17 protein-coding genes are annotated in these 17,339 nt (G+C 67.6%); 6 read left to right on the top strand and 11 right to left on the bottom strand.

Annotated elements, in window-relative coordinates:
- Positions 1–85: 85 nt before the first annotated feature.
- The gene (locus ACIBHX_RS50255) at positions 86–541 is read right to left on the bottom strand and encodes an NUDIX hydrolase (protein WP_397075888.1); all 456 of its coding nucleotides are present in this window, start codon (positions 539–541) and stop codon (positions 86–88) included.
- A gap of 45 nt (positions 542–586) precedes the next feature.
- Between ACIBHX_RS50255 and ACIBHX_RS50250 the strand changes: the two genes are divergently transcribed.
- Positions 587–1,372, top strand: a complete 786-nt coding sequence (locus ACIBHX_RS50250; protein WP_397075886.1) for a GntR family transcriptional regulator — start codon at positions 587–589, stop codon at positions 1,370–1,372.
- A gap of 249 nt (positions 1,373–1,621) precedes the next feature.
- On the opposite strand, the gene ACIBHX_RS50245 is transcribed toward ACIBHX_RS50250, so the two are convergent.
- The 4 genes from ACIBHX_RS50245 to ACIBHX_RS50230 all read right to left on the bottom strand — a co-directional run bounded on the left by ACIBHX_RS50245 (position 1,622) and on the right by ACIBHX_RS50230 (position 4,028).
- The gene (locus ACIBHX_RS50245) at positions 1,622–2,350 is read right to left on the bottom strand and encodes a phosphotransferase (RefSeq protein WP_397075885.1); all 729 of its coding nucleotides are present in this window, start codon (positions 2,348–2,350) and stop codon (positions 1,622–1,624) included.
- A 67-nt stretch (positions 2,351–2,417) separates the two neighbouring features.
- The gene (locus tag ACIBHX_RS50240; RefSeq protein ID WP_397075883.1) at positions 2,418–3,071 is read right to left on the bottom strand and encodes a class I SAM-dependent DNA methyltransferase; all 654 of its coding nucleotides are present in this window, start codon (positions 3,069–3,071) and stop codon (positions 2,418–2,420) included.
- Positions 3,072–3,115: 44 nt separating this feature from the next.
- A complete protein-coding gene (locus ACIBHX_RS50235) occupies positions 3,116–3,367 on the bottom strand; it encodes a hypothetical protein (protein WP_397075881.1) in 252 nt (83 codons plus the stop codon).
- 79 nt (positions 3,368–3,446) lie between these two features.
- Positions 3,447–4,028 carry a hypothetical protein gene (locus ACIBHX_RS50230; protein ID WP_397075880.1) on the bottom strand — a complete coding sequence of 194 codons (582 nt, stop codon included), beginning with the start codon at positions 4,026–4,028 and terminating at the stop codon, positions 3,447–3,449.
- 484 nt (positions 4,029–4,512) lie between these two features.
- Here ACIBHX_RS50230 and ACIBHX_RS50225 point away from each other — a divergent pair, with 484 nt between their 5' ends.
- The 4 genes from ACIBHX_RS50225 to ACIBHX_RS50210 all read left to right on the top strand — a co-directional run bounded on the left by ACIBHX_RS50225 (position 4,513) and on the right by ACIBHX_RS50210 (position 6,401).
- Positions 4,513–4,845, top strand: coding sequence for a hypothetical protein (locus ACIBHX_RS50225; protein ID WP_397075878.1), 333 nt, complete (start codon positions 4,513–4,515; stop codon positions 4,843–4,845).
- Positions 4,842–5,282 (top strand): MerR family transcriptional regulator, encoded by a 441-nt coding sequence (locus tag ACIBHX_RS50220; RefSeq protein WP_397075877.1) that lies wholly within the window; start codon positions 4,842–4,844, stop codon positions 5,280–5,282. Before ACIBHX_RS50225 ends, ACIBHX_RS50220 begins: the two co-directional genes overlap by 4 nt.
- A complete protein-coding gene (locus tag ACIBHX_RS50215; protein WP_397075876.1) occupies positions 5,279–5,611 on the top strand; it encodes a YnfA family protein in 333 nt (110 codons plus the stop codon). The genes ACIBHX_RS50220 and ACIBHX_RS50215 overlap by 4 nt, the downstream gene beginning before the upstream one ends.
- Before the next feature lie 349 nt (positions 5,612–5,960).
- Positions 5,961–6,401, top strand: a complete 441-nt coding sequence (locus ACIBHX_RS50210; protein WP_397075874.1) for a hypothetical protein — start codon at positions 5,961–5,963, stop codon at positions 6,399–6,401.
- On the opposite strand, the gene helR is transcribed toward ACIBHX_RS50210, so the two are convergent.
- Positions 6,347–8,494 carry an RNA polymerase recycling motor ATPase HelR gene (gene helR, locus ACIBHX_RS50205; protein WP_397075872.1) on the bottom strand — a complete coding sequence of 716 codons (2,148 nt, stop codon included), beginning with the start codon at positions 8,492–8,494 and terminating at the stop codon, positions 6,347–6,349. The genes ACIBHX_RS50210 and helR overlap by 55 nt on opposite strands.
- 228 nt (positions 8,495–8,722) lie before the next feature.
- Positions 8,723–9,940: a glycosyltransferase gene (locus ACIBHX_RS50200; protein WP_397075871.1), complete on the bottom strand. Its 1,218-nt coding sequence runs from the start codon at positions 9,938–9,940 to the stop codon at positions 8,723–8,725.
- Positions 9,941–11,025: 1,085 nt separating this feature from the next.
- Between ACIBHX_RS50200 and ACIBHX_RS50195 the strand changes: the two genes are divergently transcribed.
- Entirely contained in the window at positions 11,026–11,568 is a 543-nt protein-coding gene (locus ACIBHX_RS50195) for an NUDIX domain-containing protein (RefSeq protein ID WP_397075869.1), read from the top strand.
- Positions 11,569–11,621: 53 nt separating this feature from the next.
- Here the strand turns inward: ACIBHX_RS50195 and ACIBHX_RS50190 are convergent, their stop codons facing one another.
- The 4 genes from ACIBHX_RS50190 to ACIBHX_RS50175 all read right to left on the bottom strand — a co-directional run bounded on the left by ACIBHX_RS50190 (position 11,622) and on the right by ACIBHX_RS50175 (position 17,297).
- Complete coding sequence (locus ACIBHX_RS50190; protein ID WP_397075867.1) at positions 11,622–11,885, bottom strand: hypothetical protein; 264 nt, start codon at positions 11,883–11,885, stop codon at positions 11,622–11,624.
- 359 nt (positions 11,886–12,244) lie between these two features.
- The gene (locus tag ACIBHX_RS50185; RefSeq protein WP_397075866.1) at positions 12,245–13,726 is read right to left on the bottom strand and encodes an NADH-quinone oxidoreductase subunit N; all 1,482 of its coding nucleotides are present in this window, start codon (positions 13,724–13,726) and stop codon (positions 12,245–12,247) included.
- Positions 13,723–15,354, bottom strand: coding sequence for a NuoM family protein (locus ACIBHX_RS50180; RefSeq protein WP_397075890.1), 1,632 nt, complete (start codon positions 15,352–15,354; stop codon positions 13,723–13,725). Before ACIBHX_RS50180 ends, ACIBHX_RS50185 begins: the two co-directional genes overlap by 4 nt.
- Complete coding sequence (locus ACIBHX_RS50175; RefSeq protein WP_397075864.1) at positions 15,354–17,297, bottom strand: NADH-quinone oxidoreductase subunit L; 1,944 nt, start codon at positions 17,295–17,297, stop codon at positions 15,354–15,356. The genes ACIBHX_RS50180 and ACIBHX_RS50175 overlap by 1 nt, the downstream gene beginning before the upstream one ends.
- Positions 17,298–17,339 lie beyond the last annotated feature (42 nt).

Here is a 17,339-nt window from a genome sequence, read left to right as displayed (position 1 = left end):
AGTCCCAGGCGCATACTAAGAAGCGAAAGATCGGCTAGGAGTGTCAAGCATCATCCGAGGCCAAAACGTCAAGCATCAAGTGAGTTCAGACACAGCCGAGTAGGTTGGTCCCGTCATGGAAGCGCACTGCTGGCACGGCGTCATGCTGCATCGCGTCCACAACGCGGATGCCGAACGCCTCAGAAGCGAGCGCGGTGGCCTGGCTTGCGGTCACCCAGCGGAAGGCGCGGGCTTCGTCGGTCTCCATCAGTTCGCCGTCGATGACCTTGCACCGGAAGACCAGGGCGACGATTCCGCGGCTCATGTTCTTGTAGACGCCCGTCAGCGCGACAGGCTCGACATCGAGCCCGGTTTCCTCGCGGATCTCTCGAACCAGGCCGGTGGTGATGTCTTCGTCGAGTTCCAGGATGCCGCCGGGTGCTTCCCAATGGCCGTTGTCTCTGCGCTGGGTCAGCAGGGCTCGGCCCTGGTCGTCGATGATGACCCCTGCCACGCTGACCGAGTGCGTGTTGCGGTGGTTCATCAATACCTTCCTGGTCACTATCCTCAGCCTATATAGACGTGTGTATGAGTTGAGGAGTTTGTCGTGCCCCAGCTACCTCTGCCTGGCCTCGACGCGGGTAGCGATCGGGCTGTCTTCCGCCAGATCGCTGACCACCTCCGCGAGGCTATCCAACGAGGCGCGCTCGCCGAGGGTGACAAGGTGCCCTCGGAAGCTCAACTCATGCAACATTACGGCGTCGCCCGGATGACCATCCGCAATGCGCTGCAAGTCCTTCAGAGCGAAGGCTTGACTGTGGCAGAGCACGGACGTGGAGTGTTCGTCCGAGCCCATCCACCCGTGCGCCGGCTGGCGTCTGACCGATTCGCGCGTCGGCATCGCGAGGAGGGCAAGGCAGCGTTCATCGCCGAGACTGAGGGCGCCGGCGGGAAGCCGTCCGTGGACTCAATCATGATCACGGAAGAGCTTCCATCTGCTCAGATTGCTGACCTCTTGGGGATCTCGGCAGATGATCACGTGATCGCACGTTCACGGCGTTACCTGATCAACGGGCAGCCGGTTGAGACCGCAATCTCGTACATCCCGGCTGAGCTTGCTCGGGGTACTCAGATCACCGAGCCCAACAGCGGCCCTGGCGGAATCTACGCCCGGCTGGAGGAGCTTGGATACCGTCTTGATCATTTCAACGAAGAAGTGAAGTCGCGGATGCCGCTTCGCGACGAGATCCGTGCGCTGAAGCTGGCGCCTGGAGTTCCGGTATTTCATCTGGTCAGGACCGCCTACACCGTTGACGGGCGCGCTGTAGAGGTGTGCGACACGGTGATGTCCAGTGACGCCTATGTGCTCTCGTATGAGCTTCCTGCGAGATAGCGCTTGACGCACTCCTCTAGAGGAGTCAAAAATACTTTCAAGGCAACTCCTCTAGGCGAGTAGAGGTGCTGGCTATCAGCTTCGACGTCAAGAGTGGAGCCTCATGGCCGGGAACGGATCATGTGTGTTGTGCGACGGGCGGGGTTGGAAGTACGTCACACCCCGGCGCGGGTCGGTGTCAGAGACGGCAGACGAGAAGCGCGCTGCCATAAGGTCGCGCGCCGAGTGCCTTCGCTGCGCGCCTGCGCTTCACTCCAGTACAGATAGCAGGAGCGCCTTGTGCTGGTAGACAAGTTCGCGGTCAGCTGTGGCCCAGGCGATAGCGGCTTGGGCGTGGCGGCGACGGGTGGCGGTGAGCTTGGGATTGCTGAGGTTTGCTGCCTCCGTGTCAACGATGTTGGTCTGTCTGCGCACCATCGCGTCCAGGAGGTGTTCGGGATCGACGTCGCCGTAACCGTCGCGTAGTTCGCGGAGATGCTGGGCCTGTTGACTGATTGGCACTCGGCCTTGGGACTGGATGCACCAGGTCCACGCCATGTAGCCCAGATCGTCGAGCCGGGTGCCGGGGCGGCACGATGACCAGTCGATGAGAGCCACCGGCAGACCCCTTTGAAAGATGGTGTTGAACGGGCCGGGATCGCCATGGATGACGCATTCGGTGGCGGCTGCCAGGGCGTGTCCCGCGGTTGCCTCGTGCAGGTCGCGGAGCATTCGGCCACCGAGGGCGTATGCGCCGGGTGCTCGCTGCGTGGGATGGTCGGTGGTGTTGCCCGGGATGAAACTCAGGATGTCCCGGCCGTGTTCGTCGATACCGAGGTAACGCGGTGCGTGCGGGTAGCCGACGGACTCCAGGTAGGTAAGCACCCGGGAGGCGAACACAGCGCCCGCATCGCGAGCACGGCGCACCGTGTCGCCAACGCGTACGACCTCCAACGCATTGTTTCCGCCAGTGAGAGGCTCCTCGGTCACAACAACCATGATGGGACATGCTGCTTCGGCGTGCCCTTACCGGCTTCCAACGGACCCTGGTGATCGGATTTGCCGATTACGACGGTCCATCCTTGCGAGCCAGTAGACAGACATGTTGCCGCTTCTGCCCCTCGCCGGGCTCCTCGAGTAGTCGGGCGGTGACGACCAGCCCGGCCTCGGCGAGCAGCTCGGTGATGCGGTCGGGCGGCCGTAGATAGGAACCGATCGACACCGGGTGGCCGTATGCGTGCTGGAGATGCCGATGCTCATCGCCGACGTGGGTTCCCAGCAACAGGTGGCCGCCTGGTGCAAGCGTTCGATGGAACTCGGCGAACACCGTCGGCAACTGCTCCGTCGCGATGTGATGGGTCGAGTACCAGGCGATGACACCGCCCAGCTCACCATCCTTGAGATCCAACGCGGTCATCGAACCCACCTCGAACCGTAGACCCGAGTATCTCAGCCGGGCCACCTCGACCATCTTGGGCGACAGGTCAATGCCGAACACCGGCACTCCCAGTGCGTTCAGGTGCGCCGCCACATGGCCGGGTCCGCACCCGATATCGGCGACCGGCCCCCGCCCGGCGGCTTGTACGAGTTCGGCGAACGCGGCCAACATTGCGCGGGTCAGCGGCATTGACCCGAGTGCGTCTCCGACGAGCTCTGCATAGTCGACGGCGACGGTGTCGTAGGACTCGCGAATGGCTGCCAGGTAGGGGGGTTCGGTCATGCGGGTTACCGTAGCCGTCACCAAGCGCGCCAGGACCGACGTGATCAGTACTGAGGCACGTTTGAGCACCAGAAGTACCTGCCACCGAGACACTCGCCGGTGCGCGCATTCTTGTGCATATTGCGCTGGACCACATCCAGGGTCATGAAGGTCGCATATCGGCGTGAGCCGTCGCGGAAAGTGATCGTCGCGTCCGCCTCGTTGGCGGTGTCCGGCTCGTATCCCTCCCATGCCGGGATCGTCATTTCGAACTCCGGATCCGTGATGCGATAGAAGGTCCCGTCGAAAGCGATCATCTGGTGTCCCTTCTGTAGCCGACGGCGCTGTCTCGGCGACGCTGGTGGCGATCGCTTGGGCGCCTACTGATCACAAGGCTCATGCAGGGGTCAGCAGCCACCGCGCGAAACAGCTCTCTTCCTCTAGCCGGGTGTACCAGCGCACCTTGAACGCGAACGTTGTGCACGTCGTCGTAATCAGAAGGCCTGGATCGTCCTCGTGCGATGGTCGTCCGTGCATCGGCGGCACCGGTCCTGGTCGGGCAGGCACCAGTGGTTGCGAGTGTGGTCCGGCGCCGTCGAACGCGGCGCTGAACAAGGCAATCTCGCCGCTGTGCACGATGAGCGGGGCACCATCTTCATCGTCGGTGTCCGGGTAGCGGAGGGCCTCGGTGAGCACACGCGGGTAGTCAGGACCGGATGCCTGCACGACGGCGATGCCGCCATCCTCTCTCTGGAAGACCTCCATCCAGCTGTCATCGCGGACGACTCCGTCCGCGCCGACGAGGACTGCCCGGCCGGCTCCGACCGGGATACTGGTGTCCTCCGGGCCAAGATCCACGATGTCGTCGTATTGGTTGTCGCTGAACCCATGCCACGCGCCTCGCAGTGAGGCGTCGACAGCGAGAAACGGATCGCCGTTCGTCCAGAGTCGGCCAGCATGCGCCCACGCTCCTCGCATTGGTCCATTGTGGATGGAAGCTCAGCGAAAGCCGCACGGAGATGTCACGGAGGGGCCGTGGGCTCGTTCAATATGGATGCAAATGATCTTGCTGGCTGTGGTGGCCGGACAGGCTGGCGCCGCAGGTCAGAGGTCCCTTGCGCGGACGCATGCGCCCTCCCGCCGGATCTTCCCGTCGCCGTCGTCCCACCCGTCAGCGGAGCGGGCCAAGGTCCGGAGGTGAAGGTGGAGCTCCCCGCTGGAAGAACGACCTTCGCCTCCGGCCCTTGGCCCGCTCGGCTTGTCCTGGGCGACGGTGACGGGAAGAGCCGGCCCTCCTCAGCCACTCACTGCCTGATGTTTGCCGCGATCATCTCGGAGCCTGAGGCCCCCGCCGGAGGCAGGAATTGAGGGTTGCATCCTGTACCCAGGTCCAGGGTTACCGTCGAGCCATGGGCAAACGTTCGTGCAGAAGACGGGCTGCCCTCAGACGCTGGGAGGGATCATGGAATGGGCACCGGCTGAATGCACACTGCCGACCGAGGAACGGCCGCTGCGAGTGGCGGAGTTCGACGAACTGTTCGCGACGGCGCTTCGTGGGCTGGAGCGCGTGGCACCGACTCATCTGCGGCTCACGTTGGATGGCGGGTCGCAGGTGGAGGAGACCGCACGAGACCTGGCCGCCCGGGAGACGAGTTGCTGCTCGTTCTTCGCTTTCTCCCTGACTCCCAGCGATACGCGGCTGGTAGTAGACGTGGAAGTACCTTCCGCGCATGCCCGAGTGCTCGACGGTCTCCAGGCTCGCGCAGTGGAAGCCGCTCCACAGGTGGCGTCATGAGCCGGCAATGGTTGCGGACTGGAGAGGTTGCCGAGGCTGCGGGGGTCAACGCTGAGACGCTGCGTTACTACCATCGGCGGGGTTTGCTACGAGAGCCGCAGCGTACTCATGGTGGTCATCGGCTGTATCCGCCGGAGACCGTGGTAACGCTTCGAGTGATAAAGGCGGCGCAACGGCTGGGCTTTACCCTGGACGAAGTTGCAGACGTGGTTGAGCTGGCTGGTCATCGCCATGGCGGGCCGGCCCACGGTCTGCAAGCGCGGGCGACGGCGAAGCTCGCCGAGGTGGAGCAGAAGATCGCGGATCTCCAGGCGATACGGGAGACGCTGGTCCAGGCGGTGGATGCCGGGTGTGACGATCTGGTGGCGTGCGCCGCGAGCCCGTGCTGTCCGTTGCCGTTCTCCGATCTGGCGGGTCCCCTACAGTCACAACCGTGACTGTCGCGCGTTCCCTACTGCTGTTCGTGGTCGCCGCGCTCGCTGAGATCGGCGGAGCCTGGCTGGTCTGGCAGGGGGTGAGGGAGAACCGTGGGTTGTTGTGGGTCGGGGCCGGTGTGATCGCTCTCGGCTTGTACGGATTCGTCGCCACGTTCCAGTCGGATCCCCACTTTGGTCGGATCCTCGCCGCTTACGGAGGCGTGTTCGTCGCGGGTTCGCTGATCTGGGGTGTGGTGGTGGACAAGTTCCAGCCCGACCGATGGGACATCATCGGAGCGGCCATCTGCATCATTGGCGTGTTGGTCATCATGTACGCCCCGCGTGGGTGACCGGAGTTTGGCAAGGCGACCGGCGGCGGTGCGGCCTGGTACGGCGGGTCGAATGGCTACGGCGGGCGCGTGGTACGGCGGCGGCCCGAAGCCCCGCGCCGTCCGGGACCGGCGCCCACGCCGCACGCCCGGAGGGCAGGCGGGCGGCGCGCCGCCGAGCGGTCCGAGCTTGCGGGCCGCGCGCTGCGCGTGCGGCCCGGGGGCCGTTCTCGCGCGGCGCGCCGCGCGGGGCGTCGCCGTAGCACTACCGGGCCGCGCCCACCGAACCTCGACGTCCAAGCGCCGCGCCGCCGCCCAGGGTCAGCCGCGCAGGCTGCCGAGCATCACGGGATGCCGCTAAGGTGACGCCATGATCAGCAAACCAGCCGGATTACCGTTTCTGATCATCTTTTCGGGCGTGGCCGCCGTTCTCCTCATACGGGCTAGCTACCCGTACTGGGATAAGTTCGAGATGTTCCTCATCACGATCCTCGTTGGCTTGCTCCTACTCACCTACTGGGCAATACGCATGGTGTGGGCTGACCACAAAGGAACCGCGACAGACACTTTGAAGTACCGCTGGGTTATGCCCTTTTTCATCGCGGGCGGTGTCATGCTCGCTCTCGTCACTGACGCGCCGTTCTGGATTCGCTTCACGATCTCCGAATCGAGCATGGAAGCCTACGCCAAGGCCGTGGCGGTAAACCCCAGCAGCAAAAAGCCCTGCCAATGGGCCGGCCTGCAACTCGGCCGACGTCAGGAGCTCGTGAGGATGACGAGTTGCTGGGTCGCTCGGGTCATCGCGACATAACGGTCGACCGCTCCTTCGATGCCGTTGCCGAACTTCTCTGGGTCGATGAGGACGACCAGGTCGAACTCGAGCCCCTTCGACAGCTCCGGGGTCAGCGACCGGACGCGGGACGTCTCCTCGAACGTGGGATCACCGATGACACAGGCGATCCCGTCGGCATGCGCGGCGAGCCAGGTGTCGAGGATCGAGTCCAGGTCCGAGGCGGAGCCGTGGACGACGGGAAGCCCGCCGCTGCGGATGGAGGTAGGAACGTTGGCGTCCGGGAGCTCGGCCCGGATGACCGGCTCGGCCTCCGCCATGATTTCTTCCGGCGTCCGGTAGTTGATGCTCAGGGAGGCCAGGTTGACCCGGTCGAGCCCGATCCGCTCGAGCCGTTCCTGCCACGATTCGGTGAACCCGTGCCTGGCCTGGGCACGGTCCCCGACGATGGTGAAGCTCCGGGACGGGCAGCGGAGCAGCAGCATCTGCCACTCCGCGTCGGTGAGTTCCTGAGCCTCGTCCACGACGACGTGCGCGAACGGGCCGGCGAGCAGGTCCGGTTCGAGGGTGGGCAGTTCGGACTCGTCGACCAGATTTCGCTGGAGGTCTGCTCGGCGCAGCTGCGTCACGAGGCCTTCGCCGTCGTCGTCGGCCTCGATCAGGTTGTCGACGACCTGGGCCATGCGCTCGCGCTGGACGGCGAGAGCGGCTTCCTGCCGGCGCTTGCGTCGTGACGCCTCCGGGTCACCGAGCCGCTGCCGGGCCGCGTCCAGGAGTGGCAGGTCGGACACCGTCCAGGCCTGGGCGTCCTCGCGCTGCAGCTTCCGAACGTCGTCGGGACTGAGCCAGGGAGCGCACATCCGCAGGTAAGCAGGCACCGACCACAGGTCTCCGACGAGGTCGGCCGCTTCGATCAGCGGCCACGCGCGGTTGAAGATCGTGAGCAGCTCCCTGTCCCGCAGCAGCGACCTGCGGACCAGGTCAGCCGAGGCGTCGCCGTCGTGCTTGTCCACCAGGATCGTGAGCAGCTCCTCCCAGATCTGGTCGCGCGCCTCGTTGTGCGGAGTACCGGGATCTGGTGCTTCGAACGCCTCTGCCCAGTCGTCGGTGCTCAGCCAGATGTCGGACCAGGGAGTTGTGACCGTCGTCCCCTTGGTGGGCAGGTTCTCGTAGAACCTGACGGCCGGCTCGATCGCGTTGACCAGGTTCGCGGACGACTTCAGATGGGCCACGTCCGGGTCGGTCTCGGCTGTTGCCGCGGCACCCTCGGCGACGAGGTCCCGCAGGGTGCAGGTCTGCACGCCCTCCTCTCCGAGGCTGGGGAGTACGTCGGCGACGTACGCCAGGTACGGCTGGTGCGGACCGACGAACAGCACGCCACCCCTGTGGTGACCGAGGCGAGGGTCGGAGTAGAGGAGGTAGGCGGAGCGGTGCAGAGCGACGACGGTCTTCCCCGTACCCGGACCGCCGTCGACGACGAGAGCGCCGCTGGATCCCGCGCGGATGATGGCGTCCTGGTCGGCCTGGATGGTGCCGAGCACGTCTCGCATCCGGGGCGACCGATCGCCGCCCAAGCTGGCGATGAAGGCGGACTGATCGTCGAGCGCGGCATGCCCTTCGAACCCGTCCGAGGTGAACACTTCGTCCCAGTAGTCGCTGATCCGGCCGCGGGTCCAGCGATACCTGCGGCGGCTTGCCAGCCCCATCGGGTTGGCGTGGGTCGCACCGAAGAACGGCTCAGCCGCGGGTGAGCGCCAGTCGAGCAGCAGCCGACGACCCGCGCTGTCCGTAAGGCCAAGCCGTCCGATGTACACAGGCTCGGAGTTGTCCGCGCTCACCATGTGTCCGAGGCACAGGTCCAAACCGAAGCGACGCAGTGTGCGCAGGCGAGCGGTCAGCCGGTGGATCTCCAAGTCCCGGTCCATCGCCTGCCGGCCTGCGCCACCGGGCGCCTTGCGCTCGGCATCAAGGCGGTCGGACAGCTCGGCGATCGACTGCTCGAGGCTCTCCGCGATGGCCGCGAAGTGCTGCTCGTCGACGGCGATCAGCGTCGGGTCGGCCTTGGGGGCGAGGTGGTCGGGAAGGTCAAACGCGCTGGTGGTCAGCGGGTTCACGTGATCAGCTCCATCTGAGGTCGCTTACGACCATTACGTACGGCAAGCGCATGACGAACCTGGTGGCCACGAAGAGCAACGCTCCCGTGGCCGTGGCGGTTCAGGTCGTCAGGGTTTGTAGGTTTTCGTGTTCTGGGTCCTGGCGCGACAATCCCACGTGGTTCACGCGAACACAGGGGCCTGACCGCGTCAGGCTGTGGGTTCATCGCGGGCACGGACGGCCTTTTCTCAGCTGACCGCCTCGAGCAGCAGCTTCGCGGCCACCATCGCCCCGTCGGTCCGGATCGCGCCGGCCACGGCGGTCGCTCGTACACGGGTCTCGAGGGTCAGGGCGGTCTTGAGCGCGGCAGACAGGGACTCGAAGGTCGGAGTCGGGCCGTCGTGTGCCGCGCCGATGCCCAGGTCTGCCACCCGGCCGGCCCAGTAGGGCTGGTCCGCCGCCTGCGGTACCACCACCTGAGGCGCGCCGGCCCGGGCGGCCGTCGTCGTGGTGCCCGCGCCGCCGTGGTGCACGACGGCGGCCACCCGGCCGAACAGCGCCTGCTGGTTGACCTCGCCGACAACGAAGCAGTCGTCCCTGTCGTCGATCAGGGCCAGGTCGGCCCAGCCGCGGGAGACGAGTACGCGGCGGCCCTGCGCTCGGATCGCCTCGATGACCACCTGGGAGGCGTCCGTCGACCCGCGCATGGGCATGCTGCCGAAGCCCACGTACACCGGTGGTGTGCCGCCGTCCAGGAACGCCACCAGGTCGGCCGGCAGCGGGCGTTCGTCCGGCAGGATCCACGCGCCGGTCTGCACGACGTCGAGGTACGCCGGCTCCTGCCACGGATCCAGGATCGGGTCCGTCGCCAGCCACGGCCGGTCGCCGATGACGTAATCGCGAACGTTGTCCACCGGGGGCAGGCCGATCGACGCCCGGTTGGTGTTGAGCGCCTCACCGAACAGCGCATTGATGCTCTGCGCGTCCAGATCCCAGAGCACCCGGTTGTCAGTCACCTCCGGCGGGAACGGCCGGCCCGGATACGCCAGCGGCAGGTGGTGCGGCGACGGCAGGGTGACCTGCTGGAAGGTCACGGACACGGAGCGGATGCCCAGTTTCTCGGCCACCGACCGCGCTCCGGCCGCGGCGGGCATCATGCCGGTCGCCACCAGCACGTCACATCCCTCGGCCGCCGCGGTGACCGCGTCGAACTGGCCGGCGATCAACTCGGCCGCACGCTGGGGCAGGTTCGCCGACGACGGCGGCCGCGCCGAAGTCGTCAGCGCGCGCGCCGACGGGCCGACGGGCACCATCGGCACGCCGACACCGGCCAGCCGCTGCGCGAAGTCCTCGTCCGGCGGCGCGCACACCCTCACCTCCGCGCCGAGTTCCCGCAACCGCACCGCGAGTCCCGCGATCGGCTCGACATCCCCGCGCGACCCATACGTCGACAACAACACCCGCACTTTGTATCCCCCGTTTCCGCAGGTTCTGGCCTCGGCCGACGATTCTGCGGCACGACCCGGGTCTTGCCGCAAGCCCCCCGGTGCGCTATACGTTGAGAGTGGAAAGGAGCGGGCACTCCCCTTTCCCTTCATCGTCCGCTGTAGACGGACACCCTCCTCGCGAAGCGGCGCCCCCGTACGCCCGTACCGTCGACCCAGGAGAATCTCCCACGGTCCTACGGATGCAGCCGTCCTTCACCCTGATCAGCAAGGCCTCGAACGCCGCCGAGATCACCCCAACGTCCGGCTTCCCTGCCGGGTAGGACGATCAGGCAGGTGGAAGCATATGCGTACTACGCATCTCCGCAGCTCTCGCGATCTTTCCAGCGCGAGTACGAAGTTCGCCATCGGTCCCCGCGATGCGCCGCCGCTGGGGTCCGTCCAACTCGTCATGTACGGTGGCCGGCTACCACAGTTCGTCGAGCTCATCGATACGGCGGCGCAGCCTGCGAGCGTCCTTGGGTGGCAAGACGCCTAGGACCGCGTCCAAGGTGGCGCGCAGTTCCACCGGATCAGGGCAACACATCATCTCTTCGCACCCCCATCTCGGATCGAACAAGCGGTGCGCGGGATCCCGCAGAAACAGCGACCACGCCTGCAAGGCATCGGGGGCGGCGCTGGGCCACAGGCGCGTTCGCTCCAGACGGGCGATCGCGGCGCGACCCTGTGGGGACAAGCCAGGGATCAGTCGAACGGGTTGACCGGTGGCCGGATGACGGCGGGGTGTGTCAGCGCGGACCTGCGCGGGTGATCTACGCGCCATGGGCCTTTCGGGAGATCGACATAGTGTCATCCTGCCACGGGGCGGGTGCCCGAGTCTGTGGCGTCTGTGTTCGCAGCCAGGGCCCGAATTGCATGCCGTTCTCGTCCAGGGCGTTATAGATCGTTAGCCGAGAAGACGATCCCGTGCGCCAGGTCTGTGTCTGCCCATTCGAGGAGTTCGACGGCGTCAGTTAGCCGGAGATCACCTGGCGTTGCAGAAGATCTATCTCTGACGTGCTGTCATGTCGAGATCGTCCGTTGACGGCTGGATACGATGCGATGTCATGGTCAACGCGCAGCCCGTGGTCCGGCAGGTCTCCTCGCGGGAGGTCTATCGCAACTCCTGGATGACCGTGCGCGAGGACGCGATCGAACATCCTGACGGCTCGCCAGGCCTGTACGGGTATGTGGTCAAGCCCGACTTCGTGCTGGTCGTCCCGGTGCAGGATGGCGGTTTCCACATAGTGGAGGAGTACCGCTACCCGATCGGCCGTCGCTCGTGGAGCTTCCCTCAGGGCAGCGCTGAGGCCGACTCCCATGAGGACGAGGCCAGGAGGGAACTGGCCGAGGAGACGGGGCTCCGGGCCGCACGCCTGCAGCATCTGGGCCGTCTGGACAACGCCCACGGGATGACAAATCAGGGCGTCCACGTGTACCTGGCTACTGGGCTCGCAGCAGGGTCAGCCGATCGGGAGCACACTGAGCAGGACATGCGGCAGCGCTGGGTGAGCCGTCCCGAGTTCGAGCAGATGATCACTGAGGGTTCGATCACCGACTCGTCCACTGTCGCCGCCTACATGCTGTGGCTGCTTCACGGTCAGGATTGAGACGCCGACACGTCACCGCACTTGGGGTGTGCATGAAGGGGCATCGCCACTACTCACTCGTAGACGGTCGCCGCTCCCAGCGCCTGGGCGAAGAAGGACCAGGTCGCATCCTCAGTCGCGGGATGCCCGATGTTCTTGTAGTACCCAGGAGAGTCCCGGATCCAGGCGGACAACGCTTCGAGAAACAGATCCAGCCGATCGTTCTCCCATTCGGCACCGTTGCTCAAGTCACTGTGTAGCGCTTCAACGAACCGAGCAAGATCCTCACGTGATGCGACGGCCTCGGCTGCGTCGAAGAACCCATCTTCGATTGACACGATCCCCATGCTCCCACCTGGCCCCCTCTGCCGAAGAGAGCCTGCGTCGGCTGTGCCGCCCGCCCACCTGGTGCAGAGCGCTCGATCATTCCGCGCAACGAGTGCGACGACCCCCGTGATGATCGTAGCTGGAAGCACGAAGAAGACCCAGAATCCATGCCTCAGCGATGATCGCCCGCACCGCGACGAAGACGCATGGCCGCGAAGGGAGACGTAACAAGCAGCGACGCCAGCACGACAACGACCGGTACCGCGTACGCCAGGATCATGGCGAAGAGCACGCTTGGGATACCGCGCCGAAGTCACTGGCAAGCGGCCGGAGAGCTCGGGAGGGCAACCGCGCGGCACAGGGGGCGCGGTCAGCTGGATAGGCCGGCCATCGTCAGGGCTAGTTGGGGGGCGGCGGAGAAGAGGATCGCTGCTGCCAGGGATACGGCCATGGCGAGGGTGGCGGCCGGGAAGCGGCGGCGCGGGGTTTCGGCGACGGCCGGGGCGAAGAGGCGGGCGGTCCAGGTGGCGTAGTAGTACAGGCCGATGACGGTGTTGATCGCCATGACGACGGCCAGCCAGCCGAGCCCGCCCTCGACCAGGGCGCGGAACACGACCACCTTGGCGAAGAGGCCGGCCAGCCCGGGTGGCAGCCCGGCCAAGCACACCAGGCAGAACGCCAGCGCCAGCCCCTGAACCGGACTGCGGAAGGCGAGCCCGCGGTAGTCGTCGAGCTCGTTCCGTGGCACCGCCCGGGACACCAGCATGACCACCGCGAAGGCCCCGAGATTCATCGCCGCGTAGATCACCAGATACGTCACCGAGGCACCCACGGCACGCCCGCCGAGTGCCAGCGGCGCCAGGATGTATCCCGACTGGGCCACGGAAGACCACGCGAGCAGCCGTACGGCGGAGCGTTGCCGCATGGCCAGCAGGTTGCCCACGCTCATGGTGAGCGCGGACACGATCGCGATCACGGGGGACCAGGTGAAGGCCTGCCCGCCGAGCGCGGTCACCAGGATGAGGATCAGCCCGGCGAACCCGGCGGCCTTGGAGATCACCGAAAGCAGCGCCGCCACCGGAATCGGCGCCCCCTGGTAGACGTCGGCCGCCCAGGCGTGGAACGGCACGGCCGCGATCTTGAACCCGAACCCGGCCACGACCAGCACCACCCCGACCGTGACCACCGCCGGCATCTCCGGCCCCGACGCACCGGGGAGCCCCGGCGCGGGCACGGCCCCGCTGAACACCCCGGCCAGCCGGGACAGGTAGACCGACCCGCCCACGCCGTACAGCAGGGACACCCCGAACAGCATCACGGCCGTCGACACCACCGACACCAGGAACAGCTTGACCGCGGCTTCGGAGCCCCGCCCGTCGTAGCGCCGCAGCGCCGTCAGCGCGAAGACCGGCAGCGAGACCAGCTCGAGCGCCACCACCAGCATGATCAGATCGCGCGAGGCGGGCAGCGTCACCGCACCCACCAGCGTGCAGAGCAGCAGGAAGTACCACTCGCCCACCGGGATCCCGCCGCTCGCCAGCTCGGTCATCGACAGCAGCACGACCACCACGCCCGCGACCAGCACCACCCCGGCGAACACCAGGGTGAACCGGTCGACCACGAACGAGCACAGCTCTCCGGCCCCGGGCGCGCAGAACGTGGAGCGGGGCGGCCCACCGCTCACCGCCTGCCATCCCACGATCGCGAGCGCGCCGAGAACCCCGGCCAGCGTCACCAGCCCCGGCACGGCCCCCGCCCGCGGCAGGAAAGCGTCGAGCAGCAGCACCAGCCCCGCCACCACGGCGAGAAGCAGCGGCGCGGCGATCGCGGCGTAGTCGATCTGCTGGATCACGATGACACCCCCAGCAGCAGTTGTACGGCGGGTGTGGTCAAGGACAGCAACAGCTTCGGCCACAGCCCGAACAGCAGGATCAGCACGATCAGCGGAACCCAGGAGGCCAGCTCGTATCCCCGCAGGTCACGCGGTCTGAAGCGGGCCTGCCGCGGCGGAGCCGACCCGCCGTCGGCGCCCTGCGAGTTTCCCGTCCGCCCCAGCGCGGCCACCCCGGCGGGAGCCAGCCGGACGACGGAGACGGGCGCGGTGGGCGGCCCGTGCGTGACCCGGGACAGCATGACCAGGAAGTAGGCGGCCGTGAGCACCGCCCCCAGCCCACCGATCACCATGAACGTCAGGAACAGCCCGCGAGGCAGTCCGCTCGCCGGTTGGTAGGCGCCGAACAGGGCCAGCATCTCCCCCCAGAACCCGGCGAGCCCCGGCAGCCCCAGGGAGGCGATGGCGGCGAAGGTGAGCACGGATCCCAGGCGCGGCATCGTGGCCAGCATCCCGCCGCCGAGCGAGGGTATGTCGGCCGTGCCGTACCGCTCCTTGATCGCCCCGGCGAGGAAGAACAGCAGGCCGGTGATCAGCCCGTGGGCGATGTTGGCGAACAGCGCGCCGTTGATGCCGACGGTGGTGAGCGTGGCGAAGCCGAGCAGCACGAAGCCCATGTGGCCGATGGAGGAGTAGGCGATCATGCGTTTGAGATCGCGCTGGGCCAGGCAGGCCAGGGCTCCATAGACGATGCCGACCACGGCGAACGCGCCGAGCCACGGCGCCACGGCGGAGGCGCCGTGTGGAAGAACGGGGATCGCGATCCTGGCGAAGCCGTACGTGCCCATCTTCAGCAGCACCCCGGCCAGCAGCACGGAGCCGACCGTGGGGGCTTCGGTGTGCGCGTCGGGCAGCCAGGTGTGCAGCGGCCACATCGGCGTCTTGACCGCGAGCCCGAGCCCGATCGCGACGAACGCCAGCGTCTGCACGCCCGCGCTCATCCCGCGCCCGTGCGCGGCCTCCAGGGCCAGGACGTCGAGCGTGCCGGTCTGCGCCCAGACGAGCAGCAGGCCGAGCAGCATCACGACCGAGCCGAGCACCGTGTAGAGGATGAACTTGACCGCCGCGGCGCGCCTGCCGGCGCCGCCCCAGATCGCGATCAGGAAGTACATCGGGACCAGCACGACCTCGAAGAACACGAAGAACAGCAGCAGGTCCAGGGCCAGGAACGTGCCGATCATGCCGACCTCGAGCACGAGCAGCGTGAACACCATCGCCCGTGGCCGCCCGCCGCCGCTCCTGGGCCGCATGAGCTGCCCGGGCCCGCGCCCGCCGCCCACGCCGAGGTAGACGAAGCACAGGAACGTCAGCAGCGCGGTCAGCGCGACCAGCGGCAGTGAGATCCCGTCGACCCCCAGGTGGAAGCGCAGGTCGAGCCCGCTGATCCACTGCCGGTCGACGACGAACTGCGCCCGCCGGGAGTCGGCGTAGTCGAACCTCACCAGCATCAGTACGGCCAGCAGCAGCGTGACGCCGGACACCACCAGCCCGTACACGTGCAGCGCAGGCCGGAGCGCGCGCGGGGCGGCGAGCAGGCCGAGCGCGCCCAGCAGCGGCACCGCCAGCAGCGCGACGGAGACCCAGCCCATCATGTGAACACCACCGCCCCCACCACGATCAAGAGGACACCGGCCAGCACGCCGCTCACGTAGAGCTGGACGTTGCCGTTCTGGGCGAGCCGCAGCACCGCCGACAGGCCGCGCGCCGAACGGCCCGACCCGCGCACGGCCCCGTCGACGACCACGTCATCCGTCTGGACGACGAGCCTGGACAGCACGAGGACCGGCCGGACGAACAGCACGGAGTAGACGGTGTCCACGTAGAACGCCCGCTCGCACGGCACGCGGAACGGCCCGAGCAGCCGCGCGGGATCGGCCACGGGGTCGCTGCGCCAGAACGCGTAGACCACCCCGGCCCCCAGCAGCGCGAGGACCACGCTGATCGCCGCCACCGACCAGTCGACGTGGGCCCCGCCGGCGAACCCGAGCAGCAGCGCGGGCACCGACAGCAGCACGATGGGAACGAGCATGGTCGGCGGCGCCTCGCGGGTGTCGACCACGTGCGCCGTGCCCGGCTCGGGCTCGGGAAGCGCCACGACCCGCGTCTCGCCGAAGAACGTGCGCAGCCACGCCCGCGTCGCGTAGGCCCCGGTGACGGCCACGGTCGCCAGCGCGCAGCCGTACAGCAGGAGCGCGGCAGCGTCAGTGAGGCTGCCGGACAAGGCGCGGTCCATGGCGGTGAGCACGGCGTCCTTGCTGAAGAAGCCGCTGGTGGGCGGCAGGCCCATGAGCGCGGCGAACCCGATCGTCATCGTCACGAACGTGACGGGAAGCGCCCTGCGCAGCCCGCCCATCTGGCCCATCAGGTTGGAGCCCACGTGGTGGATCACCGCGCCGGCGCATAGGAACAGCAGCGCCTTGAACGCCCCGTGGGTGAGCAGGTGGAAGATGGCGGCCGTGTCGGACCCGGCCGCGAGCGCGCCCGCCATGTAGGCGAGCTGGCTGACCGTGGAGTAGGCCAGGACCCGTTTGAGGTCGTCCTGCGCCAGGGCGGCCAGCGCGGCGCCCAGCATGCCGAGCGCGGCGATCACGGCCAGCACGTCGAGCGTGGGACGCGCGCCCAGGAAGGCGGGGTAGAGCCTGGCCACGATGAAGATCCCGGCGGCGACCATGGTGGCGGCGTGGATCAGCGCGCTGATCGGCGTCGGGCCCGCCATCGCGTCCGGCAGCCAGGTGTGCAGCGGGACCTGGGCGCTCTTGCCCGCCACCCCGGCCAGCAGCAGCATCGTGGCCGCCACCAGCGTGCCCGCGGGCAGCTGGGGCACCTTGGCCAGCACCGTGGAGATCTGGAAGCTGCCCGCCGACATCCCCAGCACGAAGATGCCGAACAGGAACCCGACGTCGCCCAGCCGGGTGACGAGGAACGCCTTGACCGCGGCCCGCGAGTTGGCCCGGTCTTCCCACCAGTGCCCGATCAGCAGGTAGGAGCACAGACCCATGATCTCCCAGCCCACGTAGAGGACCAGGAGGTCGCCCGCGTAGACGACCAGCAACATCGCGCTGGTGAACAGGCTGATGAAGGCGCTGTAGGAGGGATAGCGCGGGTCGCCCTTGAGGTAGCCGACCGAGTAGACCTGTACGGCCAGCGCCACCAGCGTCACGAGCACGCCGACGATAGCGGACAGGTCGTCGGCCTGGAGTGTCAGCGAGATCGGGATCGATCCGGTGCCGATGGATCCGTAGGTCTGCCCGATCGCGCCGGATGGCGCCGGGCCCTCGAGCCGGTCGAAGAACGCGAACCCCTGGCTCCACGCCATCCAGAGCGCCAGCACGGAGGAGGCCGCGGTCGGCAGGACTGCGATCCAGGCCGCCCGCCGGTTGGCCGCCAGGTCCGCGGAACGGTCGGCGGGCGCCTCGCCGGAGCCCTGCGCCAGGTCGTGGGCGGGACGCCGGTGCGGCCAGCGCGACAGCAGCAGCCCCGCGAACGCCGCGAGGAAGGGCAGCAGCACGGCCGCCAGCGGGAAGGAGTTCATCGCTTGCCTCCTCGCCGGATCGGCGCGCGGAGGCCGGCGGCC

Source organism: Nonomuraea sp. NPDC050536, from assembly GCF_044457685.1.
Classification (GTDB): Bacteria; Actinomycetota; Actinomycetes; order Streptosporangiales; family Streptosporangiaceae; genus Nonomuraea.
Note: the sequence above shows the minus strand (reverse complement) of the source record. Positions and strands in the feature narration are given on the sequence as shown.